Source organism: Caballeronia sp. BCC1704 (genome assembly GCF_902833455.1).
GTDB lineage: Bacteria > Pseudomonadota > Gammaproteobacteria > Burkholderiales > Burkholderiaceae > Caballeronia.
Genome location: NZ_CADFFT010000001.1, coordinates 52,627 through 79,548, shown reverse-complemented (window position 1 = coordinate 79,548; position 26,922 = coordinate 52,627). Strand labels below are relative to the sequence as shown.

The 26,922-nt window shown below is 57.0% G+C and carries 21 protein-coding genes; 17 read left to right on the top strand and 4 right to left on the bottom strand.

Annotated features, from left to right (window positions below):
- The first annotated feature begins 374 nt into the window (after positions 1–374).
- From HWX53_RS00375 to HWX53_RS00355, 5 genes are all read left to right on the top strand, one after another.
- Positions 375–1,046: a heavy metal response regulator transcription factor gene (locus HWX53_RS00375; RefSeq protein WP_175938387.1), complete on the top strand. Its 672-nt coding sequence runs from the start codon at positions 375–377 to the stop codon at positions 1,044–1,046.
- On the top strand, positions 1,043–2,473 hold the full coding sequence (locus HWX53_RS00370; RefSeq protein WP_175938385.1) for a heavy metal sensor histidine kinase: 1,431 nt from the start codon (positions 1,043–1,045) through the stop codon (positions 2,471–2,473). Before HWX53_RS00375 ends, HWX53_RS00370 begins: the two co-directional genes overlap by 4 nt.
- 60 nt (positions 2,474–2,533) lie before the next feature.
- Positions 2,534–2,734: a heavy-metal-associated domain-containing protein gene (locus HWX53_RS00365; RefSeq protein ID WP_041730772.1), complete on the top strand. Its 201-nt coding sequence runs from the start codon at positions 2,534–2,536 to the stop codon at positions 2,732–2,734.
- Positions 2,731–3,720 carry a beta-propeller fold lactonase family protein gene (locus HWX53_RS00360; RefSeq protein ID WP_175938383.1) on the top strand — a complete coding sequence of 330 codons (990 nt, stop codon included), beginning with the start codon at positions 2,731–2,733 and terminating at the stop codon, positions 3,718–3,720. Before HWX53_RS00365 ends, HWX53_RS00360 begins: the two co-directional genes overlap by 4 nt.
- 254 nt (positions 3,721–3,974) lie before the next feature.
- Complete coding sequence (locus HWX53_RS00355) at positions 3,975–4,370, top strand: DUF305 domain-containing protein (protein ID WP_175938381.1); 396 nt, start codon at positions 3,975–3,977, stop codon at positions 4,368–4,370.
- 110 nt (positions 4,371–4,480) lie between these two features.
- Here the strand turns inward: HWX53_RS00355 and HWX53_RS00350 are convergent, their stop codons facing one another.
- The gene (locus HWX53_RS00350; RefSeq protein ID WP_175940539.1) at positions 4,481–5,710 is read right to left on the bottom strand and encodes an acyltransferase; all 1,230 of its coding nucleotides are present in this window, start codon (positions 5,708–5,710) and stop codon (positions 4,481–4,483) included.
- 1,294 nt (positions 5,711–7,004) lie between these two features.
- Between HWX53_RS00350 and HWX53_RS00345 the strand changes: the two genes are divergently transcribed.
- Genes HWX53_RS00345 through HWX53_RS00335 form a run of 3 tightly spaced genes read left to right on the top strand, consistent with a single transcriptional unit; the run spans position 7,005 to position 8,973 of the window.
- Positions 7,005–7,619 carry a LemA family protein gene (locus tag HWX53_RS00345; protein WP_175940538.1) on the top strand — a complete coding sequence of 205 codons (615 nt, stop codon included), beginning with the start codon at positions 7,005–7,007 and terminating at the stop codon, positions 7,617–7,619.
- Positions 7,620–7,642: 23 nt separating this feature from the next.
- On the top strand, positions 7,643–8,473 hold the full coding sequence (locus HWX53_RS00340) for a TPM domain-containing protein (RefSeq protein ID WP_244140027.1): 831 nt from the start codon (positions 7,643–7,645) through the stop codon (positions 8,471–8,473).
- 2 nt (positions 8,474–8,475) lie between these two features.
- Entirely contained in the window at positions 8,476–8,973 is a 498-nt protein-coding gene (locus tag HWX53_RS00335) for a TPM domain-containing protein (protein ID WP_175938378.1), read from the top strand.
- A 563-nt stretch (positions 8,974–9,536) separates the two neighbouring features.
- Here the strand turns inward: HWX53_RS00335 and HWX53_RS27515 are convergent.
- Genes HWX53_RS27515 through HWX53_RS00320 form a run of 3 tightly spaced genes read right to left on the bottom strand, consistent with a single transcriptional unit; the run spans position 9,537 to position 10,885 of the window.
- The gene (locus tag HWX53_RS27515; RefSeq protein ID WP_244139973.1) at positions 9,537–9,935 is read right to left on the bottom strand and encodes a hypothetical protein; all 399 of its coding nucleotides are present in this window, start codon (positions 9,933–9,935) and stop codon (positions 9,537–9,539) included.
- Between the two features lie 42 nt (positions 9,936–9,977).
- Positions 9,978–10,601, bottom strand: a complete 624-nt coding sequence (locus tag HWX53_RS00325; RefSeq protein WP_175938376.1) for a hypothetical protein — start codon at positions 10,599–10,601, stop codon at positions 9,978–9,980.
- Positions 10,602–10,618: 17 nt separating this feature from the next.
- Entirely contained in the window at positions 10,619–10,885 is a 267-nt protein-coding gene (locus HWX53_RS00320; protein ID WP_175938375.1) for a BPSL0761 family protein, read from the bottom strand.
- A 3,276-nt stretch (positions 10,886–14,161) separates the two neighbouring features.
- On the opposite strand from HWX53_RS00320, the gene HWX53_RS00315 reads away from it, so the two are divergent.
- The 9 genes from HWX53_RS00315 (at position 14,162) to HWX53_RS00275 (ending at position 26,891) form a co-directional block, all read left to right on the top strand.
- On the top strand, positions 14,162–15,571 hold the full coding sequence (locus tag HWX53_RS00315; RefSeq protein WP_175938373.1) for a hypothetical protein: 1,410 nt from the start codon (positions 14,162–14,164) through the stop codon (positions 15,569–15,571).
- Positions 15,568–17,007: a TnsD family Tn7-like transposition protein gene (locus tag HWX53_RS00310; RefSeq protein WP_175938371.1), complete on the top strand. Its 1,440-nt coding sequence runs from the start codon at positions 15,568–15,570 to the stop codon at positions 17,005–17,007. Before HWX53_RS00315 ends, HWX53_RS00310 begins: the two co-directional genes overlap by 4 nt.
- Before the next feature lie 134 nt (positions 17,008–17,141).
- The gene (locus HWX53_RS00305; protein WP_175938369.1) at positions 17,142–18,530 is read left to right on the top strand and encodes a hypothetical protein; all 1,389 of its coding nucleotides are present in this window, start codon (positions 17,142–17,144) and stop codon (positions 18,528–18,530) included.
- A 10-nt stretch (positions 18,531–18,540) separates the two neighbouring features.
- Positions 18,541–19,587, top strand: a complete 1,047-nt coding sequence (locus HWX53_RS00300; RefSeq protein WP_175938367.1) for a TnsA endonuclease N-terminal domain-containing protein — start codon at positions 18,541–18,543, stop codon at positions 19,585–19,587.
- A 66-nt stretch (positions 19,588–19,653) separates the two neighbouring features.
- Positions 19,654–22,041, top strand: coding sequence for a hypothetical protein (locus HWX53_RS00295; RefSeq protein ID WP_175938365.1), 2,388 nt, complete (start codon positions 19,654–19,656; stop codon positions 22,039–22,041).
- A gap of 90 nt (positions 22,042–22,131) precedes the next feature.
- Entirely contained in the window at positions 22,132–22,695 is a 564-nt protein-coding gene (locus HWX53_RS00290; protein WP_175938363.1) for a hypothetical protein, read from the top strand.
- Between the two features lie 741 nt (positions 22,696–23,436).
- Complete coding sequence (gene garL, locus HWX53_RS00285) at positions 23,437–24,222, top strand: 2-dehydro-3-deoxyglucarate aldolase (protein WP_175938361.1); 786 nt, start codon at positions 23,437–23,439, stop codon at positions 24,220–24,222.
- Positions 24,223–24,274: 52 nt separating this feature from the next.
- Entirely contained in the window at positions 24,275–25,171 is an 897-nt protein-coding gene (locus HWX53_RS00280) for a 2-hydroxy-3-oxopropionate reductase (RefSeq protein ID WP_244139972.1), read from the top strand.
- Positions 25,172–25,892: 721 nt separating this feature from the next.
- Entirely contained in the window at positions 25,893–26,891 is a 999-nt protein-coding gene (locus HWX53_RS00275; RefSeq protein WP_241269909.1) for a LysR substrate-binding domain-containing protein, read from the top strand.
- The last annotated feature ends 31 nt before the right edge of the window (positions 26,892–26,922 follow it).

Sequence of the window (26,922 nt, the reverse complement as noted above, 5' to 3'; positions counted from 1 at the left end):
TGATGGTGGTGGGTGTGAGATGACGCGTTGCTTCCATGACCTACCCCGAGGCCGCAAATCATCGACGCGGCCGCGAACGACTGAGCTGGAAGGCTCAGCGCCAAGACGACAACGAGGATGAATTTGCGCCAGTAGGGCATGGCTCTGGAACCTAGCATACGGTTGAGAATTGTAAGCCGCAGTTGCCTAACTGACTAGCTGACACGGCGAAGCAAGCTTACCGCTCTGCGCCTGACAGTAAGATGCGCGCGACATGACAGTTTTTTCATCTTCAACATGAAATTTTTTTCATCTCCCCGTCATCCGCCGCGCATGAACAACCCGGTAAGCTGCAAGACGAAGCCAATGGCTCCAGTCGTCAATCACCGTAGACCATGCGCATTCTGCTAATAGAAGACGAGCCGAAGATGACGTCCTATCTTCGGAAGGGGCTTACTGAGGCCAGCTATACCGTCTACATTGCTGACAATGGAGAAGATGGTCTCTTTCTTGCGCTCAACGAGGACTTCGACCTTGTGGTCTTGGACATCATGCTGCCCGGTATCGATGGCCTGAAGGTCCTGAAGGAACTGCGCAAGCAGAAAGAAACGCCTGTGTTGCTGCTGACAGCGCGCGACACGGTCGATGACAAAGTCGAGGGACTAGAAGCCGGCGCCGACGACTATCTATCCAAGCCCTTCGCGTACGCCGAGCTACTGGCGCGCATACGTTCCCTGCTTCGCCGCGCACCTCGCGCAGTGAAGGACATTCTCCGCATCGGAGACCTCGAAGTCGACCTTATCAAGCGGCGCGTGCGACGCGGGGATGCGCGGCTGGAATTGACTGCGCAGGAGTTCGCGTTGCTCCAACTTCTCGCCGAGCGGCAGGGGGAAGTACTGACGCGACAGTTCATCACCTCCCAAATCTGGGACATGAACTTCGACAGCGATACGAACGTCGTCGATGCTGCAGTTAAGCGCTTGCGCGCCAAAATCGATAACACATATAGCAACAAGCTCCTGCACACCGTACGGGGCATGGGTTACGTACTCGAGGACCGGTCGTGAACAACCCTGCGCCCGACAAGTCGCCATATCTGCTGCTTCTGCGATTGGCGGGCGCGTTTGCAGTAGCCGCACTCCTCGTATTTTCCTTGATGGGGGCGTACCTCTACCGCTCGCTCGCCCATGAACTCGAACGGCGCGACGATGTGGAAATAGCTGGAAAGCTGGCCCAGTTCCGGCAGTTAATTACAGAGGCTGGCGCATTCGACGCTGTGCGTCGCGACCAGTCCGTGTTTCATGAAGTTCTCCTGTCACACCCCGGCGTGTACCTAGCCGTCCTCGGGGAACGCGGGGAAGTGTTAGCGCAGCACGGACTGACCACAGGGGTGGATTTTCAGACCCTTCTGCGCCAGGACCACTCGCCGAGCGTCCCATACAGCTGCGACTCTGCCGCAATAGGACAGGCGCGCTGCGTGGTGGCAGCACAGAAGCTTCGCTCAGGCGAGGTCGCGCAGATTTTGCTTTCGCGCAGCGCGGCAGACAGGCAATCGCTTCTCAAGAGCTACCGAATTGACATCTTGCTAGCCGTAGCAATCGGTTCCTTGCTTGTCGGCGCTCTCGGCTACCTAATCACAAGGCGCGGGCTTGTACCGGTAAAAGACATCGGTCGGCAAGCGTCCCGAATTGAAGCTCACAACCTGAGCGAAAGGCTCGACATCGAGGGCGGACCTGTCGAACTGCAGGAGATAGCGACTTCCGTAAATCGAATGCTTGACCGGCTCGAGCGGGCGTTCGTTCGTCTGTCGCAGTTCTCCTCGGACCTCGCGCATGACATGCGCACACCGCTTGCAACGTTGCTGAGTGCATCGCAGATAACGCTTTCGCGAACGAGAACCATCGAAGAGTACGAAGCGCTCATCGAGTCGAACATAGAAGAGTACGAACGCCTGCAGCGCATGATTGAGAACATGCTCTTTCTCGCTCGAACCGACAACGCACACCCGTTGCTCAATGCGTCGACAATCGACGCGAAGAGCGAACTTGGGCGGCTCGCATCCTACTTCCAAGGACTCGCGGAAGAATCGCACATTGTTATCAACGTCGAAGGTAACGCCGCAGTGGAAGCGGACACCAACCTCTTTCGTCGCGCCGTCAGCAATCTCATTTCGAATGCTCTGCAACACGCAGCTCCGGGCTCGACCGTAGAGCTGCGTGCTATCGAGACCTCACAACACGCGTCCATTGAGGTCGTGAACGCCGGGAGAGACATTGCGCCCGAACATCTGCCGAAAATTTTCGAGCGGTTCTACAGAGCCGACGCGTCAAGGCACGGGTCGGCTAAAAACACCGGGCTGGGACTCGCGATAGTGAAGTCGATTATGCAGCTGCATCGTGGCACCGTCGACGTCCAGAGCGCGGCGGGCCGAACTTCATTCTTGCTGCACTTTCCTCGAGCCCAAACGAAATCGGAAAGAACGCAAGCGACTTGACGTTCCCACGATGGGACGGTTGAAACTCCTGTGACTACATTTCTCTTCTTGGAGACGACGATGAAGTTCTATGTCAAGGAAATAGCATGCGGCGGCTGCGCCCAGACTGTCCGCAGGGCCATCGCACAGGTGGACGACGTCGCGCAAGTGAATGTCGACGTCGCCTCGAAGACGGTCGAGGTCGAATCGACCGTGTCGGAGCAAATGATAAAAGATGCACTCGAATCAGCCGGCTACAGTGCGACCGAGGTTCGGGCATGAGCAGAACTGGACTACGGCGACTTACCGTTGCGCAACTTATCGGTGTTGCAGTGCTTTGGTTCGCACAGGCAACCGCGCATGCTGACGATGTCATCGTTCTGAATTCGGCCGATGCCAGCATCAGCGTCATTGACCAAGGCAGTCAAAAAGTCATCGATACGTACCCGGTCGGCAAGGAGCCGCACCACCTGATGGCGACGCCCGACAACCGGTCGTTGATTGTCGCCAATTCTGTGGCGAACAACCTAGTCCTGCTGGACCCAAAGAGCGGGAAAGTTCAGAGGTGGATTCCAAACATCGAGGACCCGTATCAACTCGGTTTCTCGAGCGACCGAAAGTGGTTTGTCACGAACGGATTGCGGCTCGACCGCGTCGACATCTACCGGTACGACGGCAAGGATTTTTCGTTGGCGAAGAGAGTTCCTCTCGCGAAGATGCCGAGCCATATGATTTTTACGGCCGACAGCAAAATCGTTTTTGTTACTCTCCAAGAGTCCGGCGAAGTGGCGGCCATTGACCTCGCCACGCAGACGGTGCTTTGGAAAATGCCCGTCGGCAAGGCACCTGCTGGCCTTTGGCTCACGCCCGGCGACAAGTATCTGCTCATCGGCATGACCGGTGCGGACTATGTGGCAGTGGTCGACTGGCGCGAGCGCAAAATCGTCAAGACCATTCACACCGACAAAGGCGCGCACAATTTTCGGTCCCTTGCCGACGGTCACCACGTCCTTGTGAGCAATCGCGTAGGCAGCACCATCAGCATCCTCGACCAGGACAACCTGACCACTGTCGGAACCATTACCGGATTGTTGCCAGGGCCCGACGACATGGAGCTGAGCCAGGACAAGCGGTATCTGTGGGTCACGTTTCGTTTCACACGCTATGTAGGGGTCATCGATATGAAAACGTTGAAACTCTTGAACACTATAAAGGTAGGCAAGTCGCCGCACGGCATTTACTTCTACAACCGCGCACCGCTAATGTGAAGAGGCGCTACGGCGGTCAGACGAGTTGGCTCCTTGACGGCCGCAGTGGGAACCACTGACGTCTGACGCTGGTTGGTCCGCAAGATAGAGATGAAATCCAGTAGTCACATTGACATAGGTCGCGGTAGCTAAAGGGCCGGACGCTGGAAATATTCACAAGCAGCATACCTAGCCGATTGACAGCAGTTGCCGCGGAGCTGAGCGATGTCGGCGACTTTCCTACGTACGAAGTTTGCCGCAAGGAGGGAGATGATATGAAAACGCGCGTATTAGTTGCACATTTCGTCGTCAGCGCCGTGACGACAATCAGTTTTGTTGGGACGACATGCGCCCAAGAGGCTGCGTCGATGCCGGGTATGAACATGGGCGATTCGGGGAGCTCCAGCGCAGGAGGTTCCACGCAGGCGTTCCAGTCAGCCGACAAGAAAATGATGCAGCAAATGCAGTCTCAGGCCTACACCGGTGATGCCGACAAAGACTTCGTCGAACGCATGATTCCGCACCACCAGGGTGCCATTGACATGGCTGAGGTCGAGTTGAAGTATGGAAAGGACCCGCAACTTAGAAAGCTCGCGCGCGACATTGTGAGAGCACAGCGCCAAGAAATTTCGACCATGAAACGTTGGCAGTCGGAGCATGGCAGCAAGTAATGCCGGTACGGTCAGAAGCAAAATTGTTGTAGGCGTCTGCCATTGAAACGCTCTGCGGCGAACCGGGTCCTTGCGGCCCGGCCACTGCGTGTCCCTATCCGTAAGGACCGCTACGTCCTGTGTCTTGACGCGGCGCTCCCAGAGTCCCTCGGCGATTTATCGAGAAATTGTGCACGCAGCAGCGTGCGGAACGGAACGAGGAGACGTTCCTGAAAGTACACCGCCGCGATAACCGTGACCAAAAGGTACAGCGGATACGTGGCCATACTGGGTACGACTTGCTTTGACGCTGAGACGCACGCCGAGAAATTAGACATACACCATAGAGGCGACTCCCCTAGGGAGAAGAGCTTCAGTGCCTTCATCATTATGAAGAACACTGGCACGTGAATAGCGAAGATTGAAAGCGCTGCATTTCCCAGCCGCACGCAACTTCTCTCGAAACGTTGAGGCACCGCGAGGTCGGTGCAAACGATGACGAGCAACATCTCAGCTGGCATCAGGCCGCCATTGTGGATGATGTAGCGCAGACGAAGGGGGCCATGGGACTCCAGCCATGCACAGGTCACGAACGAGCCGGCAATGAAAAGCATCGCAAGAGCGACCTTGCGCCGACGGTCGAGGACTTGAGCGAACTGCGCTTCCCGGTAAATGCCGAAGAGCAAGATTCCGGCGAGGAATTCGGGCAACCGCATAATGGGATTTCGCGTGATGACGCCAACGGCAACCGGGCCGTACCACTGCATCGTGGCGGCAATTACTGGAGGGGCGAGATAAAGCACCCATAGGACAAGGAGCAGGCGCTCTTTATGGCCGGCCTTGAGAAGCCGTGGACCGAGGACTGGGAATGCAATGTAGAAGAACAACAGAGTCGAGAGAGACCAGGAGGGAGGATTGATTGACGCATACAACGGATTCCAGACCTGAAGCAAGAACAGATTCAGCAAGAAATTGAATGCCGCCGCGACATGTCCGAGCGTTACGACAGGGTCCCCGTCGTCCAGCGACATAAGCGAGAAAGTGTCCAGTGTTCTAGTTCCGGCCGCTGAGACTACAAGAAGTAGAGCCAGCGAAACAAGATGAACCGGGTATAAGTTAGACAGACGCTTCACAAGAAAGTCACGCGTCCCTCCTCTTAGCTCCGCAGTGCGGCCAAAGTACACATGCGAGAGAATGAACCCTGAAAGGATAAAAAAGGTACTCGTGGCGAACCCGCCAAGGTTTGTCAGCTCCATCAGAGGAAGGTCTACGTTCTGTGGATACTCGCGTATCGTATGAAAGACCATCAGATAGACGGCTAGGCCAAATCGGAGGAGGTCCAGGCCAACAAACTTCTTCATCACGTCTCTCGCTCTAGCGGTAAGCGGCGTCACGCAGCGGTGACCTGTTACGAACAGCGATTGAACGTCTGTGGGCTCGGCATAGCCGACGTTCGTGCTTTCGTAAACCGCGTTCATTAGGTGCCTCGGCGTCAGGAATGAAGATGCACGTCGCACGCCGTCTACGCGGTCGCACTGTTCGACGCCTACTAACATCTGACACACGAATGTTGCCGCGAGCTCCGTCCGCACAATGGCGCCTCTAAGACGCCATAGTTACGCTGGGTCGAAAGCCGGCGACGTGCGTGCGCACGCATGGCTTGCCGCCCCGATGAAGCGATACAGCTCGCGGAATACCAGCAGTTCGGGATTACTGTCGCGGCGGACGCTCTATGCCGCCGGTAATGAACGAGACGGTTTGCTTCGTAGGGCTTGCAGACCCGGCTGGGCGAAGAAAGCCGCGAGTGCCGATGGACGTCTCGTTGCCCGGCAGAACTGCACTGAGGCACGACAGCTCGCAGGGGCAGGACTTAGCGCGGCACGTACCGCAATGACTGTTGGAGCTGAGAGCTGCCCGAAAGCTTTGAACTGAAGGATGCGCAGGGTTGCCGTTTTCCGCTGGGAAGTTGCTGCCCATTTCAATTGAGGTCGACGCGCCGCATCCAACATATCCCCACGTCAAAACTGCGGCCGACGATGACTGAGCCACCACACTAAGTGCTACTAAGAAGAACGCAGCTAGTCGGCGCCACTTTGACATGATTGAGAAGCCCAATGCTCAGCTTATTGGATACGAGGTTCGGGGGAGACGCACTGGTGCCTCTTATCCCACATCTAGCGATGCCAACCTTCTCGGAACTACACACGGACAGGATAAACGAGAATGTAACGCTTAATGCGTACGCATCGCGAGATTCTAGGTATTGGCGCTTCTGTCGGCACCGGGAGTTTGTCGGGTAAGGCGAATGAATCGCCCATTCAATAGGTGCAGCCTAGGGCCCGAGTCACCATTGCATAAACGCTACTCATTCTTGTGTGGCCACCTCTCGCATCCGAAATTACCACGCGCGACGGAATGGGACTTCGCCGAGAGGGAGTTAGCTCTTTTGGGACATATCGGTACCGGCGATGGCCGAGGTGATATGGCCGCTTATTGAGTTGACTAAGGTCAACCAGTTGTGCGCATGCGTCGGTACGATGGGACGAACTAGAGCGCGCACCGGAGCGGCGCGACCTATCTGCTAAGTCGTCGACGGAAAGGTGCCCTATGCCAGACAACCTGCGATTTCTAAACGCGACGCGACGAGCTGCTCGGATGGGATGGAACACTGCGCTCTTCGCGCTGATTTTAGGGCTGGCCGGATGCGGCTACAACTCGATTCAAGCCGAAGATGAACAGGTGAAAGCAAGCTGGGCGGAAGTTCTAAACCAGTATCAACGGCGCGCTGATTTGGTGCCCAATCTGGTCAACACGGTTAAGGGATACGCCAATCAAGAAAGAGAAGTCCTGACGAGAGTCACGGAAGCCCGCTCAAGGGTTGGCTCCATTCAGGCGACCCCAGAGGTGCTCTCGGACCCACAAGCGTTTGCACGATTCGAGTCGGCGCAGGGTCAACTCACCTCGTCGCTGTCTCGCCTGCTGGTGGTGTCGGAGAACTACCCGCAACTGAAGTCGGACGCGAACTTCCGCGACTTGCAGGCGCAGCTCGAAGGAACTGAGAATCGCATCGCCGTGGCACGCAACCGATACATCAAGTCGGTTCAGCAGTACAACTCGACTGTACGGTCGTTTCCCAACAACCTGACAGCCAAAGCTTTTGGTTATCAGCAGAAGCCGAATTTTTCTGTCGCGAACGAAGCGGAAATCACGAAGCCGCCTCGCGTCGATTTTGGTGCAACGCCTGCGTCTGCCAGCGGAGTCAACAATTGAAGGTCTTTGGTGCGCTTCTCGTAATCGTCGTTGCAGCACTGACTTTTGCCGGGGCGGACGCGTATGCCGACGTGCCCGTGCCGCCGCTGACTGCACGGGTTATCGATGAAACCGGGACGCTTACGGGTGAGCAGCGGTCGTCGCTCGAACAGACCTTGAAAGACTTCGAAGCCCGCAAAGGAACTCAAATTTCGGTACTTATCGTCCCCACCACGCAGCCTGAGACAATCGAGCAGTATTCGATGCGGGTTGTCGAAAAGTGGAAGTTGGGTCGTGCAAAGGTTGACGACGGCGCAATGCTGATTGTCGCGAAAGAGGACCGCGCGCTCCGCATCGAGGTGGGATACGGCCTGGAAGGCATACTGACCGATGCGACCAGCAATCGGATTATCCACGACATGATTGTCCCTAGGTTCAAACAAGGCGACTTCTATGGGGGCATCGCCGCTGGAGTGGCCGGAATCATCCGTGTCCTAAGCGGAGAGCCGCTCCCCGCACCAGCGCAACGTCGAGGGGAAGCAGACGGCATAGGACAGCTCTTGCCGGTATTGTTCGTAATGGCCGTTGTCGCTGGCGGTGTGCTGCGTGGCATGCTTGGTCGGCTACCCGGTGCCGTTGTAACTGGCGGCATCGTGGGCGTACTGGCTTGGTTCCTTTCGGGTGCAGTCATCTTGGCCATCATCGCCGGGGGAATCGCGCTGGCGTTCACCCTCGTCGGCAGCGGCATAGGCGCATACGCAGGCGGCCGATATATCGGCGGGCGGTCGGGCGGCGTAGGAGGTCGCTCCAGTCGCGACATCTTCAGAGGAGGCGGCGGCGGATTCGGCGGCGGTGGCGCCTCCGGGAGGTGGTGATTTTGGACCTGAAGCGCATTGTCCGGCATCTCTTGATGACCCAGCGGCAGCTCAAAGCGGCGTTTCCCGTTCAAGCGCTCGCGGTCATCGAAAATGCCATTCAAGAGAGCCACAAAGCCCATGTTGGTCAGGTGAGGTTTGTGGTGGAAGGTGCGCTCCATAGTTCGGCCCTGTTCGAAGGACAGACGGCGCGCGAACGTGCTATCGATGTGTTCTCCCAACTCCGTGTCTGGGATACGGAGCACAATAACGGAGTTCTGATTTACCTTCTGCTAGCGGACCGCGACGTTGAAATCGTTGCGGACCGAGGAATACATCTGAGAGTCGCGGGTCGAGAATGGGAAGCAATCTGTCGAAAGATGGAATCGGAGTTTCGGCTCAACAAATTCCAATCCGGTGCCGTGCAAGGGGTCGAGCAAGTTACCGCGCTCCTTAGGACGCACTTTCCGGCGCTTCAGCCGCCGCTGGAAGACTTGCCCTCTGCGCCGGTCATCATCTGACTCTCGGGCTCGTCGCTCGTGCTGAGGCCTTCCATGGCATCGCGCACCGACCCGGACGCGATTTTCCGGTACCCTGCTTGTCTTCTTTGCCATCGAAAAAAGTTGACGAGCGAGCCACTCTAATCGGGACCGCTGCAATGCACATTGAGCAAGAAAACTGGACGCATCGACCAACGGGAGCCGTGTGACGAGTTCTGATGGTCGACGACTATCGCGCTGCCGCCATCGCTGTGGCCGATTACCTGGCGTTGTTCGGCATTTAGTCTCGCGTTGCCGGGGGATGTGGCGACGCCCTCGAAATACTTCAAAGTCATAATCCGGACGTGGTATGGCGCGACATCATGATGCCACAACGCTACGGCTTCACAACTGCTCGTGCAATCAGATAAACACCGTCGACGTCAGGTGCCTTCATTTGTGCCTACATGGGAGAGATGACGTTCTCATTGCTCCAGTGCGGAGGGAAACTTGCTCGATGGGTACGTCAGGAAGGGCACTTCGCCGCCCAGCCCTCTCTCCTAACTCAATGAGTTGCAGCGTGGAGTGTAATTTCCCGTCCTTCTCTACGATGACGACTTCGATAGTCTCGCTCGGCATTCCAGGAGTTCACGCCTCAAAGAGTCGATTTCTGCTTGCATGGTGGCGGCACGCTTCAGCAACCGACCAACCTCGTACCAATATTCATACCCAGAATCATCTTCAGTTGCGGCAAGGTTGTGGATTGTTCGAAGGGCCACCTCTAGGTCAACTTGATTTTCTCCGAGCACCTGGCTCGGCAAAACGTCGGTCGAAAGCGGTTCGTGTGGCGGCGGTGTGGCTCGACGCCCGAAGATGAAACCGTCTTCTATGTATCGCTTTTTGAGACGCAGCAGAACAAGCGTGATGACGAGTGCACATGCCGGCAGGACCAACAAGGCTGGATTGTCAAGCGCGAATTGCCACATTGATGCGATGATTTTCATGCTTGTGTGCTTGTCACGTTTGTACGCCGACGAAAGAGGTGCTCACCGCTCAACGAATGCCGCGGCAGCACGCAACACTTGTTTCTTGGCGCCATAAACTAGCGCTTGTAGTGGCGATAGATTGCCTAGGGCCGCGTTGGGCGTGGTGAAGAAATCCCACTTGCACCACCCGGGTAGTTCCCGAAGCCTTCGCGCTGCCTTCGCTAGGGCTCTTTGGTCGAGCTGTTCGACCAAGAAGAATGTCGGAAAATATGGTTCGCCGTCGATGTCCACGTTGAAGATGCGACCGGCGGAAACATCCTTGCGAAGCGCCTTCTGGCTGATACCTCGGGCTTCACGGAAATTGGACTCGCGGATTAGCTTCGCCCTGGCTACCAGGGAGGCCGGTGTTGGGCTTTGACGATTCGCATTTGACGCTTTCCGTCGGGGCTCGCTTTCATCGCGAATCGAATCTAGGTCCAAGTTCAACGCAGTGGCTAGGCCGGCAGTTCGAACAAGCGCAAGCTTGAAAAGCCGTCCTAGCTCAGCATCCGAAATATCGAGAAGCGCGCACGCGGCGATAGGGTCAAACAAGGTCATTGCGACCGCGGCCTGGCGCATGATTTCGTCTATGCTTGCCTCACGACGTCGCGGCTTATCTAGTGAGTCGTTTGGAGGTCGTGGCATGGTTTCCTCCGTTGAAGCTACTCGTCCGTCCGCGTCCTGAACAGCGGAATGACGTCGGCGCATCCATCCCGCTCTTCATGTCTCTCAGCAGTCGGATGAGTCCAAACTCCTGGAAGCGCCAACGCCGATACCTCCAGGTCGACATTCAAAGGGTAGTGCCGGAGAAGGCCAATCGCGACCGATTGCACCAGGCCGCGAATCGTGACCTCTTCTGCATTGCTCAGCATCAACAGAAAATCTCGCGCATCGACCACAGCTTTCGTACGTTCCGCTGGCGTTGTCATGTCTTTCCCTCCAGGAGCACATCGGTAGTGACGTCGGTGTACGAAGTTACTCCGTTGACGGCGCACCAACGCCCCCAGATGTATTGACCGTCGCCAGAGCAACCTCGAGGGCCGACCAGCTGATAGACGCGACCAGAAGAGGTGACGCCACGCAGGAGAGTTAGGTCGAGCTCCTGAATCGCAGTGCTGACTCGCCCTGTGTCGTCACGAATGTTGCTGCCCACAAAGTGTCTTGAGCCATGCTCTGTCTCAAAGATTTGCCAGTCAGAAATGGAAATATCCGGTTCGGCGCTTACGTCGGGAACACTCCAGACAGGCATGACTGCCTCCGTTTTGACAGCCGAGAAGTCAACGCCAACTGGCGGAAGCGTTCAACAGAGCCAGCATCCACGGTTCGGATGTCAGTTCTGACCAAGCCAGGTAGCTCGTCAGGTATCGCGTGATTGGAAGTCGGTGAGCGGGTTCAGAGGTCGGCGATTCGGCCGAAAACATGCGCTGCGACTAGCAATGGGACGTGTACCGAGCGAAAAACGTCATTGACTCTCGATGTTCGTAACCGTGGCCCGCACTTGTCATCCAAGTGCCGGCCGTAGACGACGTAGACCTTATAGTTCTGCTTGGTATGGTCTAGTTGAAGTGCGAAATTTTTCGCACACATTCAGTGTAGTACAGCAACTGAAATCTTCAACCTTCGTCAACGAAGCTACCTTAATCCGTCCGCACTGCACTTCTCGCTGCCTCAGCGAGGTCATCCTGGTCTATGAATTTTTCGAGCGAGTTTGAGTTCAGCAGGTACAGCAACTGAAGAAACAAACTGAGCGGGAGCGAGCCGTTTTGAATTTGCGAGTCCAAGGCCTTCGCCGGCATCACCGTGCCTAGTCTTGATAGGCTCGCGGTGAAGTCTCTCTCAAGCTCTGGCGGCTGGCTGGACATCTCGGCCCATGCTACAGCGCTGGCTCGTCCGTCCCAATCTTTTTTGCTGCGAAGTGCGTCAACCCATCGTTCTGGGGGCCGCGCTCCCGTGACCGACAAGATGTGAAGGAACAGGCTCAACCTGAGCGTCCCACGTGAGATGCGCGAGACGATTGCTCTGTCTCCGCCGGACTCACCGTCTTTGGTCAATGCCTCGACCAGCGACGCGTAAGTGTAGTCTTTCCGAGCGAGTGCTACGCGGGTGACCCGCGATGCAAGACGAGCCCAAGGAGTGTCTGCTTCGCTCATGAGAAAGTTGGCGCAACGTAAAAATATCTTGCGTTTCGAAACATGTGGGCTATCCTTAAGTGCGAAATATTTCGCACTTACTTTGGGGCTAAACAGAAGCACTAGAGCCAAACGATGCGGCAAGCCCCACCTGTTGGAGATAACTTCGAAGTTCGTTACGGAGTATATCGCCAGCTCTGGCGTGCTTACACGCGTACTTTCTAAAGGGGGTCCAAATGGCCCCACGGTCCATTCTCTATGTCACGGTCGAGGGCGTCCTCGTCCCGAGCGCCGCTAGTGTGCGTCGACTCGTGGACGGCGAGTCTTCCTCACTTGAGGCAGGCGAGCACGTCGAACGGCTCGAAGACTTACTCGCGCACAACGAAGACTTCGGGATTGTTCTGAACTCGAGCCTGATAATTCAGCTTGGCTTCCGCGCCATCTGGCAACTCTTTCCGAGCGCGCTTCGCGGTCGGATAATCGGTGCGACCGTTCCGGGCAATAGGCTCGTCCGCCGATGTAGGTTCGGGCGACAATCCGGAAGGCGTACCTTGCTCTCGTCGGACGTGGAACGAAGGCAGCCAGAGCAACTAGCAGTGTTAGAGCAGGACCCCCGATTTGTTCCAGTGCCGCTTAGAGACCGAACCGTCATCGTCCCGAATGGGCTTTGGGCTGCGACGCTTGACGACTGGAACCGGTTGCGGCAGTTGCTCGCGCATGAGGCCTGCACAAAATAACGGGTCACAAAAAACGAAAGCTGTTTAGCGCCATGCATTAATGCCGCATTTCAAGTTATACAGTTTCGACTAACACTTAGTGTGTTAGGTCTGAATATAGTTTTAAATACGACACAGCGCAAAACCATGCAACAAATATATCGTCTGATAAATTAGTATAAATAAAACAGTATTATTGTCAAATTTAGGGTCGCTTCACTCGCATTTACAGCAAAAAACATCGATTTTTGGTTGAAACGCTATTGACGGGTGCCGATTCATGGCTACTATGTCGGCAGGCCTCTTGTGGATAAACTAAACAGAGTCAGGTTGTAGAGGTACGAGGAGAGAAGTAGAAGTAGAAGTGGAAGTAGTAAAGGTAGAAGAAGTAAAGGTAGAGGTAGTAGTCGTAGCAGGCGAGATTGCGGGTCAGTTGAAATGATTCGTCGTCTCGCGGAGTATGCGGCAGCTATGAGTAGCTCGCCCGCTGGAGTCTCTCCTTGGGGAGTTCTGTCGCCATACGGCGATGAGACTTCCGATTGAGAGGCGTCAACTCAACCGGACTGCGCTCACTTCGAAGTGGCGCGAGAGGAACTGCTCATGTTGTCAGCCGTCGACCAACTGATTTCTCGACCTTCGCGGCCCGGTCACTCCCCACCAGCGTTCGCCTGGTGGCCCAGATGCACTGACATCAGTGCGCTAGCGCCTTCGACTCACGCTCCCAATCCGTCCGGCCAATGATTCGTCATTAGTCTGGCGGAGGGACAGTCGCGGCTGATTGTTTCGAGTTGCTTTTGCACCGACGGTCGTCGGGGGAGCGCTCGCGTTTAAAGCCGTGAATCCGCCGGCCTTTTGTTTTAACGAGGCGACCTGCTTAGGAGGAATATGGAATAACCGCTTAATTGAATCGGTCAGAGTGCGTTGAGCTGACCATAAAAAATAAATGGGACGGTTACCAGCCGCCCCATTTACCCGGATGCGCGTTATCAAAAAAACTACGCCCCTCACACGCGCGTAGTTTCTCAAACGATAGCGCCGCTGTCAACGCTCGCTCCTCCAAAAATTGGTTTAAAAACCAATCCGTAGGATTTCGGCTATCTATCGTATGAGGTAATGCAATGTATCTCCAATCGGAATTATCTAACTGTAACCCTCCAGTACCGCCGAATTGTCTGTCTCTCGGCATTAGTCCGTATCAATCAGACAATTTGGTCGGAGGCGCCCAACCGACATTTTTCCCGAGTCGCTTCCAAACCGAACGCTTCGCACCGGGAAGACATCTCTTACAGCAGCCTATGTTTCGCGGCCGGCGCACGTCTTGCGCGTCGCCTGTTCCCGCCCCATTACGCGGAGGCGAATAATGGGAACGACCGCAACGGCCATTGAACGGATAACCGAAAGCAGGCTGGGCTCAGCGCCAATCGAGGTCAGCCGCGAACCTGTGGCATTAGGCAAGCGCACAGTCACGCCGGCACAAGCGCGAAAGGAGTTGGAGTTGCTCCCGGTGGGAAATCAGCTGTCGACCACACCGGATGACCACATCTTGATAACAACTGGAGTCATGGGGCAACTCGGAGCGGACCTGAGCGTTTCTTGCCGGGAAAGTGCGGGAGAGCGGGACCTTTCCAATCCCGCCTATCGAGCAAAGGTCCTGACGATGAACCGCCTGCTCAATTACCGGAAAAACCGCCACGGACATCCTGTCAACGACCACGAAATCGTAGTGACGGGGACCCAACCGCGTGTTCATTTCGTGGTCGGGACTGCCGGCGTTGGGCTGCGCGCTCTCGTCCATTCCCTGCAGAAGTTTCTCGGTCACGACTTGAGACCGGTCGACGTGACGGTCGACTCCGGTCAGGTGATGCGCTACTTCCGGCTCGAATCGCTGGTCATTATTCCCGCGCTGACAAGCGGTCCGAAAGCTATCGCCCGATATGTCGCTCGGTATATCGGCGCAAAGCTTCACCCGGGCTTGGCCAGTCGCGGCCGGGGCACGCTGTTCAGCACCGAGGAAGAAGCCACTACGTCGACCCAGGCGATTCTGCTTGCGGCGAACGTCGGCGCAATTATTGTCGGGCCGCTTCATACCCGCGAAGCGGAGCCGCATCACGCCAGCCGAGGATGGCGAATGCTCGCGAGCATAGCTGTGGCAACTGGCATCCCCATCGTCATTCTCGGCACTGCGGGCATGGCCGTTGGCCTGGTTGAGCAGTCGGCGGCGCTGAGCACCCTCACATCGCGAGGTGTATACGTCATTGAACCATTCGGCCGTTTCTCTGGGGCATGGCGCAACGTCGCACAGTTCATTTGGCTCAAGTACATCGCATCGGGCACAAAGGCGCCCGACTGGTTCATCGTCGAACTCTGGAGACTGACGTTCGGCCGCATCGAGCTGGCGGTCAAGCTTGGCGCCTTCATATCTGCAGCCTGGGCGGTTGACGGGAGGCAGGAGCTTACTGCGGCATTGCTGGCAGGCTACGCGAGCAACGCTCTGGTCCTTGAACAACCCTTCCTGGGTGCCGTTGAGCGTGCTGAACGTGGAGGAGCGTTCAAGCGCGGCCACGTGTTGCGGTACGCTGACTGGCTGCCGCTGAGGACTGTTCTCAATTCCTTCCCCACTCTCGATTTGGAAGACGACTACAGCAAAACGAAGGTTTTTCCAAAGCTCCTGGAGCCCGCACCTGTCCCGTATGGCATCTCAACATCGGAGGTCCACCGAGCTACGCTGCCTCAGCCACCCGAGACACTTCTCCAGGGAGCCGCTCCATGAGCTTCTTCACCTTTCCAGAAGCACTGAAGGGGCAAAGCGCGGCTTCAATTCTGCGGACGGTAGCCGAATGCACGAACTGCGCTCGGGCGCGGGACCTTCATGCGGCCAGTTTGCGCCGGTGCGCGCCGCTCATCAATTCGCTGCCTTGCCGAGCGAAGCTTTTTTGCCAGATAACCGAAGGCGTCTATGGAGACGCTGAGCATATCCTGAGCGACTACAGTCTTCGTGCGTGGCAAGCGCTCGGCATGTCGGAAGCAAGCTTCAACTGTCTGACTGCCTCGCTCATCAACGGCCGGTATCGCACACCGTGCACCAGGCTGTTACCGCTCTTCCAATGTCAGAACCGCACGGAACTGGTCTGCCCGGAGTGTGCTCTTAACGACTGGCAGGAGCACGGACACCCGGTCCAATACTGCGCGCATTGCATTGACTACGTGACACGCTGCTATCGAGATGGGGCGCTGCTCGAAAGCGATGGCGAAGGCAGTACCTATGAAGGTCTCTTCTGCAAGGAAGGCACGACCTGCGCCCGCCGCAACTCGCTTCTCTATGCGCGAACGGCTATCGAGCTTTGTGAGAAGTGCCATTGCATTGATACATGGCCGGCAATCGTTGCCATGCTGACCGAAAAGGGCTACGTCCGGGAATCAGGTCGCTGGGCCATTGCAACGTTGCAGCGTGAATCAGAGCGGTTCTTCGCTGAGGGGTTCGAGGACCCGCGGCTGTCAGAAATTGCTCGCCTCGGCGATTTTTGGGTCTCCGCGATTCGAGCTTTCTCGCGCGGTAGACCCATTCATCCGGCAACCATCGAGCTGGCATATATCTTCGCAACCGAAGCCGACGATGCCCCAGTGCGGAAGCAGATGGGGCCACACGAGCCGACATCCAGGCCTGGCGATGATGTGCTCTCTGCAAAACGATTGTCGTGGCTGAACCTCCTCGACGACTCGAGCGATTGCACGCGGAAAGGTCTTCGGAAGAAAGCTGCTGCGTTATGGAGCTGGCTGTATCGCAACGACCGTGACTGGTTTGTCGAACATCAGCCGCAGCGCTCCCGCCGGGTCGGTGGCCGGCGAGTTCGGCCTTTGCCTGCTTGCGTCGAAGACGCCATCTACAGCGACCACGTCGACCCGCGGAGCTCTGCATATGGTCGCGCGCCGTTGCCATCCGCCTATCAGATGCGCGTCGCACACGGGATGACCGAATTCGCCTTTAATCGCGCCGTAGCGCAGTTCGGTGGCGTCGGCGCCGCGGCGGTCACGCCAGCCAGCAAAGAGGTGTTTGTCGCGCGTCGAATCCAGAGTTCAGTGAACGATTTCGCAATCAGCTGTTCTGCCGCGCCCACCGTGATTGCTCGCGCGGCTGCACTCAGACCGGTGACGGTAGAACGTCAACTTTCCCGCTGTGGTCTCGTGAACCTTGAGGAGGTCCTATGATGCACGCGCCGCTGCTCCAAACGTCCTTGCCACCAGAAGAGATGTTATCGACATACTTTACGAGGTTAGCAGGACTGACTCCGCACGAAATCCGGACCTTTGGGTGGTTCGCCCCGAGCGGTCTGGATGCGCTCATGGCTCCCTTCCGCGATTTAATCGGTACGTTCGAGCAAGTGTCGGCAACGAACACTCTTCTCCCATTGCAAACGAGAGTGATGACCTCAGAGGACATTGGTGTCTATTTGGCCCACTGCAAAACCAAGTACAAGGGTGGCATCTTGGCCTTGTTGGGGATGAATGGGCAAGGCAGCGGATGGGCTACCCCCATTCTGGCGTCGTGTCCGGATTGTGTGACGGTCAACATCGCGGCTTGCAAGACGCCCTTCTGGAATCGGAAGAACCTTGTTCCTGGCCTGCTGTATTGCTCCTCACATACTCGGCCGCTGGAGACAGCCTGCGGAAGGTGCCGCGAAGACTTCAAACAGAATCCCGAGCGATGTTCGAGTCCCGGCAAACACTGCGGTTGTGGTCTCCGGCCCCTCTACGGAACCTCTGGCTTGTCAAGCAGAGAAGAAGCGGCAGAGATTGAGCTACATCGAGTTTCCACGCTCCTGCTGAACGTCGACTATCGGCCTGACATCCAACGCGATGCGGTCTCATGGGCCGCTTCACAGAAAGCGAGCGAACTCGGTTTGGTTATCGACAACAGCCCAAACATGGAGCGCGTGTCAGAATTGTTGCACGAGCATCCAATGCGTTCGCTACTAAACAGGACGAGAGTCCTTGCGGACAAGTCATCGGTTCCCGACCTCCTGACAGGCAAGCGCGTCTACGCAAATCCTGTCCAGACCATTGGACTGCTTTCACTATTGCATGGGACGTGGGCGAATTTCGAAGAATGGCTAACCAAAAACCCTCCTCATCGTGAGTGGACCGACCGAGTGCACGAAGCCGTGCCAAAGCCTCCAGAGGCGACGCGTAAGGATAAAAATCGCGTTGCCAAGCACGAAGACAGGATTTTCGCGAAGATTTGCGCAAAATATGTGAAGGAACGACAAGCCAACCCATGTCTGGTTCACTCGGAAATCACAGCAAAGTTTCCGAAGAGATACGGGCCGCTTTTCACCAAAGCTAGGCTTCGGGAGGCTGGAGTTGACGTCCCTGACCTTAAACGTGCCCACCGAAATAAGGACTACGAAAAGATTGATGCATCGCTGAGCTCTCATGTTCATGAACGGGCACGATTGCTCGTGGAGGAGGGCTTCCCCAAGGCGATTACGAGAACTGTCCTAACGCGGGGACACGAGCTCGCTGGCCATGTTGGTCACTTAAAAGCGCATCTACCACGCACGAATGACGCACTGAAGGCATCTGTTGAGGACCGCACCGCATGGCGCCGCCGAGTTGTTGGTTTAGATGTGTCGACTCCTCGTGCGCAAAGAAAGCAGCAAAACCGGGAGGCCAATCGGGAGGCTTTTTCTTTTGTTCAACCCGTGGCCGACGTGGAGTCGGTCCAGCCATAGGAGCAACAACATGAGACAGCATCACGAAATTTCCAATCCCGCTCGACCTGTCAATGGTCGCAAATCTGCACCTCCCAAAGTGCGTACGCGCGCGATTCGAGACGTTGTCGCCCCGAGTTGGAGTCTCAAGGATAACAAGCAGCATGCGGGAGTCGAGCACGCGCCAGAGACGCAACGCCGGTCATTCGTGCCGATTGAAATCAGACGTGAGTGGACTGATGTCAACTTGCGCTCAAGGCCGGATAAGGTCAGAAGCAAGCCCGCGCACTTTCATCTTCGCGATTTGCCTCTACCGTTTGAGACTCCACCCAACGTCATGCTGCCGCCGGTTGACGACTATGGATGGCCGACAGGCGAGGATTACGAGCCTATGCTGGAAGCGCGTACGCCAATGTCTATCGGCACCCGGGCGACGATGCGGGGAGTCAAATATCGCAGGCGATATGAGATGTTGTCGATGGGTGAACTCGCCGTTCAAGTCGCGCACATGTTCAACCCGTACGTGATTGACCTGCGCGAGCAGTATCCAGTCTACGACCCCGCGGACTTCTGGCGTGCGAACGCATCGGGGGAGCGCATGCTGAGACGACAGGTGATGACCATTGACCTGGTCCTGACTTACATACTCCCCGGCGGCAATACGCCTCGCTATCACGCTATCTCAGTAAAGCACGCCGGCTATGACCCTTCGCCAAAGGACCGAGAGCGCGAAGACAGAGAACGAGCGGCGATGGCCGTGCGTGGTTGGACCTGGGAACTCATTCGCGCCAACGAGATTCCGCGCATCGAGGTTGAGAACTATATGTTGCTGCACTCCTGCATGCGGTATACCGACGCTCCATCCTCTTACGAGTCGGCACGCATCTTCGCTCGGTGTCTGAATCAGAGCAGCGCGAAGGGAAAGATGGCCTCGGTCGTCAAGCGTATCTCGAAGCGATTGTGCATTGAACCAGATGAAGGGTTCAGGCTCTTCGCGGTCGCGGTGGCATACGGGTTCCTCACGTTAGACCACAGCAGGCGTCTGAAGCTTCATGAGCCCATTGCGCTGATTCGTTGAGCAGTCACCAGGCATGTTGTTCTCCGCAACAGCATGCCTGGCGTCAACCTTCCTAGGAGAACGCAAATGCCAGATTCACAATTTGCGCCGGCGGTACGAAACGTGACCGACACAATGCTGGGCCGGCGGATACTCGACCTTCATCATCTTGGTGCCTGGCCAGGCAACCTCTTTAGATTCGCTCTGTTCCGCCGTGCGCGCGACCGCGGAAGTGTGGCTTACCGTGCAGTCACGTGGGACCCGCAGAGTCGCCTCATGCACGTTCTCAGGATTGTGGCCGACTCTACGCCGACTGGAGTGGGAGCGTGGGAAAAGTGGGAGTTATCCGGGCCTAAAGCTGCACTAGAAGATGCGTACCAGATTCAGGACACAATCACGCCTGTCGAGGTAGCAGACCCCAGTAAGGAGCTGCCAGATTCGAGCTTGGTAGGTGCCGAGCGTCGCAAATCAATCGTCGAATCCTTCTGCTGTGTCGACACTGCACATGAAGGGCACAACCTCCGCCTTTTCAATCCCTTCGTTCAAACGGACCTTGGCGAACGGGCTGCTGCGCTGACATACGTCTGCAAAAGTCTGAAGCAACCTATGGGGTATCAGACATATGTGCTCGAACTGTTCTACCGCTACGTGTATTTCGGTGGAGTAAAACGCGCGATGGTGAGGCTGACGCAGCGCCAAGGGGGGCCGGGGGCCTCGCGCGTTGGCATCAATGTCAGGCGGCCGGGGCCTCTGACGTTTCAAGAAGAGCAAGACAAGATGCGGTCCAAAATCACCGGGGAAGAATGTTCTCAACGGCACGGGCCTATCCGGCCGTCGGACATCGTCAAGTTTGTCTTTGCAGTCGTCACCTTTCATATTGAAGATAAGCAGTCGCTACCCATGACGTATGCCCGCATGGTCGAGGAGCAATACGGGCGCTACCCCAAGCGACTACTTCCCGGCGAAAGTCGGTTCCTGTACTACTGCAGGGAGCATATTCTCGAGAAGAACGATGCGGAGAAAAGAAGGCTTGGGCCGCGTCTCACGGAGCAATACGCAAAGTCGAGGACAGGTCAGTCGAGCTGGATGACATTCGGATTCAACCTCGAAGTGGTCGACGTCGACGGCTTCGTTGCCAAGATTCCAGTACGCGCCATGATTGCTGGCAAGCCGCAGGATGTGTATGTAACCATCATGTTCGCGGTGTCTCGGCGTACCGGAGCGGTCGTTGGCTATGAAATTGAAATGCGACACGAGAGAGCTGAATCATTTCGTCGATGTATCGCATCTGTCTACATGCCAAAGGCTGAACGTGCGCAGCAGCTCGGCTTGAAAAACGCGCGCGGACTGCTACACGGAAACATCGACGCTGTCTTTTTCGACAATGCTGGTATGACGAAGGACGTCATCGCGACCGCTTGCGAGGAAATGGGCCTCACGCAGTTTGTCGCTCCTCCCGCACGGGGCGACTTGAAGTCGGTGGGAGAAAGCCTCAATAACGTGATGGTGCATCTTTTTCTCGAGTTGAAGGGAGCATTCTCACGACAGAGAGACATCTTCTCGCGCGAAATGCGGCGCATCAAAGCTGGCGACGAGGCCATTACGGTCGAACAATTAGAGACGTTCCTTCTGATGGCGATTCAGCATGTGAACCTGTACGCGAATAAACGTCATCTGCGCAGCAACGATATGAGAGAAAAGGGCGTTCTAATCCACCCCTATTCGCTTTGGGCCTTCTACCAGCGTCCAGAAAACCGAGCCGGCGACCAGCGGCGTGAGTGGGACCCCTTTGACATCTGGCTGCGGTTCATACCCTGGCGAAAAGCGAGCGTGCGCGCCGGCAAGATGAAATACCTTGGCAGACGTTGGAGTTCTACCGAGCTCAAAGCTCTCTACAACGAACATATGCGGAGACCGGCGAAGACGCGAGGGGCGCTTTCAATCGAGTTCAAACGGGTCGGTCCTTACGCCGACCGCCTTCAATGGCGCGCGGATGATGGAAAGATTGGAGAGCTTGAGTTAGTAGGGGAAGACAAGTTCATGATAGGCGTCATGGCGTGGAAGGCGTTGGAGCTACGGAACTTCGACGACAGAACGCAGGTGGTAAAAGCAGCACCGAAACAAAGCCGCAGCCGTGCGCTGCTGCAACACAAACCGAATAAGAAGATTGAGAAGGTCGAAAAATCCCGGCAGGCATCGGCGGAAACGGTGTTCCACGGCCCTACTGTTCCGCTAGCTCGCGAGGCCGCACAGGCTCGCCGCGACGCGCAGAGGCTAGCAAACCTTCAACGGGCGCACGGTAGTCCGGACGGCCGGCCAAACGACATCACCGTCGTAGGGACAGTCGTCGAGGAAAGCCTCAGCATCGTAATCCAGCCGTTTCCTGGCTCGTTTGCCGAGCAGGCGTATGACGACGACCTCGAGGCTCGGCTGCTGGAGATTGCTCAATCGCAAAGTCGCATCGCACTACCCTGACGTGATTGCGTCATGCGGCGGAGCGATGAGTACATCGCTTCGCAATCTTGGCGCACACCGCGCGGCGCCATCACCGACAAGGAGCCTGACATGGCTACAGTAGACTGGAATCGTCCGTCATCCTCCGAAGACACTGTCTTCTTCTTCCCGCCATTTCTTGATTCCGTCAAGAGGCATGGCAAAAGGCTCCGGAAGCTGCGCGGCAAGGAAGCGTTGTCTTTGAGTCACTCATACGACCTCGCAGCGAGGCTTTGCGGGTATGGAGGCTACACCGCCATACGCCAAGCATATCTGTCAAATCACGTTCGCCTCACCGTCTGGGACCACGAGCTCAATGAATCTCAATTGCACGAACGGCGGAGAGTTCAAGCTCAGGTGCTGATGACCGGGATGCAGATATGCGAGGAGGATGCTCTCCATATTCTCGAGGTTGGTTCGTTCTCGGCTCGAAAAGCAAACGTAGTGGACGAACAATCGCTTCCTGAGGAAACATGCGCTCGAGTTTGTGGTCGTGCTATCAGCGACGCTGGCGACGAACCGGCATCGACTCCAGGGGTACAGTCGACCAACATTGACGGGCCGGCTACCACCGAGCAAATCAATCAGGTGAAGGTGGTCTATCGGAAGCGCAGGCAGGTGCAGAAGGGGCTGTAACTAGGGTCTGGGGAAGCGGGCATCGCTTCCCCAGACCGTCCTTAAGTGAAACTATTCCAAGTTCGCGTCGCCAACGTCGCAATCGGAAGCGAGGGGCAAAATAACAGGGGATGTTGAGGCGTCCTCGACCGGGCGCCTCATAAGTCTTTGATTGTGCTACGAAAATCTGTCGGCTTAAGTGAAACTTCGGAGCTTAAGTGAAACTAATAGAAGTGGCTAAGCTCGGAAGCGTCTCTTCGGGGGCGCTTTTTTTCTGCCCGTCGAGCGCGTCGCTGTGGACAACCCTGTGACCACCGCAGCGCGAAACCTGTTCGCCGTTTCTGCATAAGTCTGCGCCCCGTAGAAGGCGCTGAAAGTTGTCCTCTCGTCGCGCCGTAAACTGCGCTGCCATACCGAAGTTGTTTACTTCGCAAGTGTCTGAAGCGAAACGCGAGAAGCGGGTTATCCACTGTTTCATGGGAGGCTTGTTAACTACTACCACGTATACATATGCGATTCTTTTGTTTACTTAGACGCGGGGTTGGGCTGCTGGGAATCGAGGCTTGTAGCAGAGAAGCGGGAACGGTATAAAAATAAGACGTCGTATGACGTGTAGGCGACAGAAACGCCGTGCAATGGTACGTATGCGGGTTAACTCGGCTGTTCTTACCCACATCAACGACGGTACGCTAGATAAGACGTCAGACAACTAACCGCCAGACGCCAACTTCCCGAAGCGCGCAGCCACCTCAAGGAGGCACCATGCCGTCGTCGACCCCGTACCAACCGTTGCCCAACGCCTTCAGGACTTCACTACGCGCCCGCGAGAAGCTCATCGGCTGCTGGGCGTCGCTGGCCAGTCCGATCGTCACGGAACTGCTCGGCGTCGTCGGCTTCGACTGGATGCTGCTCGATGCCGAGCACGCGCCCAACGACACGCTCACGCTCATCCCGCAACTGATGTCGCTCAAGGACAGCGTGAGCGCGCCGGTCGTGCGGCCGCCCGCGAATGAGCCCGTCGGCATCAAGCGGCTGCTCGATGCCGGCTTCGTCAATTTCCTGATCCCGTTCGTCGACAGCGCCGCGGATGCGACCCGCGCGGTCGCCGCGACGCGCTATCCGCCCGAAGGGATTCGCGGCGTGTCGGTCGGGCATCGCGGGAACCGCTATGGCACGGTCGCGGACTACTTCAAGATGGCGAACGACAACATCAGCGTCGCCGTGCAGATCGAGAGCCGTGCAGCCGTCGATGCCATCGACGAAATCGCGGCCGTCGACGGCGTCGATGCGCTCTTCGTCGGTCCGTCGGATCTCGCCGCCGCGTACGGTCAGCTCGGCAACTCGAATCATCCGGACGTGCAGGCGGCCATCGCGCATGTCTTCGAGCGCGCGCACGCGGCCGGCAAGGCGAGCGGCATTCTCGCGCCCGTGCAGCAGGACGCCGAGCGCTATTTGTCGATGGGCTGTACGCTCGTCGCAGTGTGCGCCGATCTCGGCATGCTCAGAAACGCGGCGCAAGCCGTGAAAAAACACTTCATCGCAGAATAGGGCGCGAGCGGCACGCTGGCCCGACTGGAACCCGAACACAAGGAGCAGATTCATGACGACGAAAGCAGGCTTCATCGGACTCGGCATCATGGGGCATCCCATGGCGGCGAATCTCGTCAAGAACGGCGTGGAGCTGGCCGCGTTCACGCGCAGCGGCGTGCCGGCCGAGCTGACGCAGGCGGGCGCCACCGCGTGCAACAGCCCGGCAGAAGTGGCCGAGAAAGCCGACATCGTCTTCCTGATGGTGCCGGACACGCCCGATGTCGAGCGCGTGCTCTTCGGCGAGAACGGCGTCGCGCAATCGCTGCGCGCCGGTCAGATCGTCGTGGACATGAGTTCGATTTCGCCCATCGCGACGCGCGAGTTCGCGGCGAAAGTTCGCGAGCGCGGCGCGGATTATCTGGATGCGCCCGTGTCCGGCGGCGAAGTCGGCGCGAAAGCGGCATCGCTCACGATCATGGTCGGCGGCGCGCAGGCCACGTTCGACAAGGTCAAGCCGCTCTTCGACATGATGGGCAAGAACGTCTCGCTGATCGGCGATGTCGGCGCGGGACAGGTCTGCAAGGTCGCGAATCAGGTGATCGTCGCGGCGACCATCGAGGCGGTCGGCGAGGCGCTCCTGCTTGCGTCGAAAGCAGGCGTCGATGCGGAAAAGGTCCGCACGGCGTTGATGGGCGGCTTCGCGTCGTCGCGAATTCTCGAAGTTCACGGCGAGCGGATGACCAAACGCACCTTCAATCCCGGCTTCCGGATCGAACTGCATCAGAAGGATTTGAATCTGGCGCTCTCGACGGCGCAATCGCTCGGCGTCTCGCTGCCGAACACGGCGACGTGCCAGGCGCTCTTCAACGCGTGCGCGGCGCACGGCGGCAAGGCGTGGGATCACTCGGGGATGGTGCGGGCGCTCGAGCTTCTGGCGAACCACGAGATCGGGCAGGGGGCGAAGTAAGGGCGGTTCGCGCTTGCATGCGTGGGAGGCGTTCAACCGGACGGCGCGGAACCACGCATCCCGCTGTCGCAACGCGGGCAGTAGGATCCTAAAGCCGGCCGGTCGCAAGGCCAGCGGCGCGAGCGGCCGACGACTGGGAGCGCCTGCGCACGAAGAGGCGATGACGCCCGGAGCAGTCGTGGTCTCCCAGAAGCGGCGTAAGCGTGTTACGCCTTCAACGACTCAAGATGAGCGGCTTGCTCTCATGCGAAGCCGAAATGGATGCGGCACCCCGCTCGCAGAGCGTTTTCCGAGTGCGCGCGTGACGCTCGATACCCACGGCGCGTGGTCGCTTGCCGAGCCTTCGGTCTGTGCCGCGAAAGAACCGCGTCTCGGTCTACGCGGGCGATCCGTGCGGTGCGCAGAAAGGCTACTTGGAGCTGTGCACTATCGAATTCCGAACTCGATTACGACAACGGACCGCCTTGTCAGTTTCCAGTCTTTAAGAATTTTCGACTGTCGCCGAGCCGGCCGACTGTTTAAGATTGGCGGATTTCTCCCTCCACGCGTGTTCGACAGCGGATCTCCCACGAGCTCGGACGAGCCGCCTCGGCAGAAACGGTCACCGCAAAGGACCTCTGAAATTAAACAAAGAAGATGCTGGGGCCCGTATTAACTCATCCGAAAGACCGGCCGCAACTCGGCGCGTAGTAGGGTTTCACCAGTTCGAGGCAATTCCTTGGTGAGAAAAATCGGTGGCGCGCACGACGGCAAGGAAGCGCAAATAGATTCGACACACGATGGGATGCGCAAGCATCGCCTGCGCTTGCCACCGTTGAATGCTGTGAAGGCATTCGAGTCTGTGGCACGTCTCGGATCACTCGCGCAAGCAGCGCATGAATTGAATGTTACGCCGTCCGCAGTTAGTCAACAGATCAAAACACTTGAGGACTATATCGGTCGAAGGCTGTTCGTTCAAAGGAAACAGCGGCTCGATTTGACTGAAACCAGCCGGATGGCGGTTGCTGATATTTCACATGCGCTTGACCTCATCATGCGAGCATTCCAGCCGAAAGAGGAGCGTACGTCGCGTGTGGCCGTCAGCGCGCTGCCAGCATTCGCGAGCCGCTGGCTCAACCCGAGGCTGCCAGCCTTTCTGAAGGGGAATCCTGAGATAGAACTGTACGTGGACGGTTCGCAACGCCTTGTTGACTTCTCGAACGAATCATTTGATATGGCCTTTCGATTCGGCGCAGGAAAATATGAAACTTTAAGCGCTGACCTTCTGTTCAAGGAGCGATTCCAGGCGGTATGTGCCCCGTCAGTCAAACGAGAGATAGAAGAATTCATCGCCCAAGGACGGCTCAATAAGATCTGCTTCATACTGGACGTCGGTATGCGATCCGGAGAGCAGGTTACTTGGGATGACTGGTTCGAAAGGCGAGGGTTTCCGCCGATCACGCTTGAGCGAAAGATGGTTTGCACTGATGCCAACGCTTCGATAGAAGCAGCTGTCAGCGGCTGTGGACTGTTGCTTGGTCGTCACTTGCTCATTGGTAATTTGCTCGAGCAAGGCGCCCTAACGCCGCTCGACGAATATAGCTTCGAAACAGAACTGGGCTATTTTCTTGTCTATCCCTCCTTTGTCGGTTTGTCGCCTATGGCCCGCGCGCTGCGCGATTGGGTGCTGAGTCAAGCCGTTCAGACGCATCAGAAACTGGACCGGCTCGCAGGATATTGAGATACGGAAAATTTCTAAGTATCCCGAAGAA

Bases quoted from the DNA above. Each gene is read 5' to 3' on its own strand.
- HWX53_RS00375 (WP_175938387.1), top strand. From the start codon at position 375: ATGCGCATTCTGCTAATAGAAGACGAGCCGAAGATGACGTCCTATCTT.
- HWX53_RS00365 (WP_041730772.1), top strand. From the start codon at position 2,534: ATGAAGTTCTATGTCAAGGAAATAGCATGCGGCGGCTGCGCCCAGACT.
- HWX53_RS00360 (WP_175938383.1), top strand. From the start codon at position 2,731: ATGAGCAGAACTGGACTACGGCGACTTACCGTTGCGCAACTTATCGGT.
- HWX53_RS00355 (WP_175938381.1), top strand. From the start codon at position 3,975: ATGAAAACGCGCGTATTAGTTGCACATTTCGTCGTCAGCGCCGTGACG.
- HWX53_RS00350 (WP_175940539.1), bottom strand. From the start codon at position 5,710: ATGAAGAAGTTTGTTGGCCTGGACCTCCTCCGATTTGGCCTAGCCGTC.
- HWX53_RS00345 (WP_175940538.1), top strand. From the start codon at position 7,005: ATGGGATGGAACACTGCGCTCTTCGCGCTGATTTTAGGGCTGGCCGGA.
- HWX53_RS27515 (WP_244139973.1), bottom strand. From the start codon at position 9,935: ATGAAAATCATCGCATCAATGTGGCAATTCGCGCTTGACAATCCAGCC.
- HWX53_RS00325 (WP_175938376.1), bottom strand. From the start codon at position 10,601: ATGCCACGACCTCCAAACGACTCACTAGATAAGCCGCGACGTCGTGAG.
- HWX53_RS00320 (WP_175938375.1), bottom strand. From the start codon at position 10,885: ATGACAACGCCAGCGGAACGTACGAAAGCTGTGGTCGATGCGCGAGAT.
- HWX53_RS00315 (WP_175938373.1), top strand. From the start codon at position 14,162: ATGGGAACGACCGCAACGGCCATTGAACGGATAACCGAAAGCAGGCTG.
- HWX53_RS00310 (WP_175938371.1), top strand. From the start codon at position 15,568: ATGAGCTTCTTCACCTTTCCAGAAGCACTGAAGGGGCAAAGCGCGGCT.
- HWX53_RS00305 (WP_175938369.1), top strand. From the start codon at position 17,142: ATGGCTCCCTTCCGCGATTTAATCGGTACGTTCGAGCAAGTGTCGGCA.
- HWX53_RS00300 (WP_175938367.1), top strand. From the start codon at position 18,541: ATGAGACAGCATCACGAAATTTCCAATCCCGCTCGACCTGTCAATGGT.
- HWX53_RS00295 (WP_175938365.1), top strand. From the start codon at position 19,654: ATGCCAGATTCACAATTTGCGCCGGCGGTACGAAACGTGACCGACACA.
- HWX53_RS00290 (WP_175938363.1), top strand. From the start codon at position 22,132: ATGGCTACAGTAGACTGGAATCGTCCGTCATCCTCCGAAGACACTGTC.
- garL (WP_175938361.1), top strand. From the start codon at position 23,437: ATGCCGTCGTCGACCCCGTACCAACCGTTGCCCAACGCCTTCAGGACT.
- HWX53_RS00280 (WP_244139972.1), top strand. From the start codon at position 24,275: ATGACGACGAAAGCAGGCTTCATCGGACTCGGCATCATGGGGCATCCC.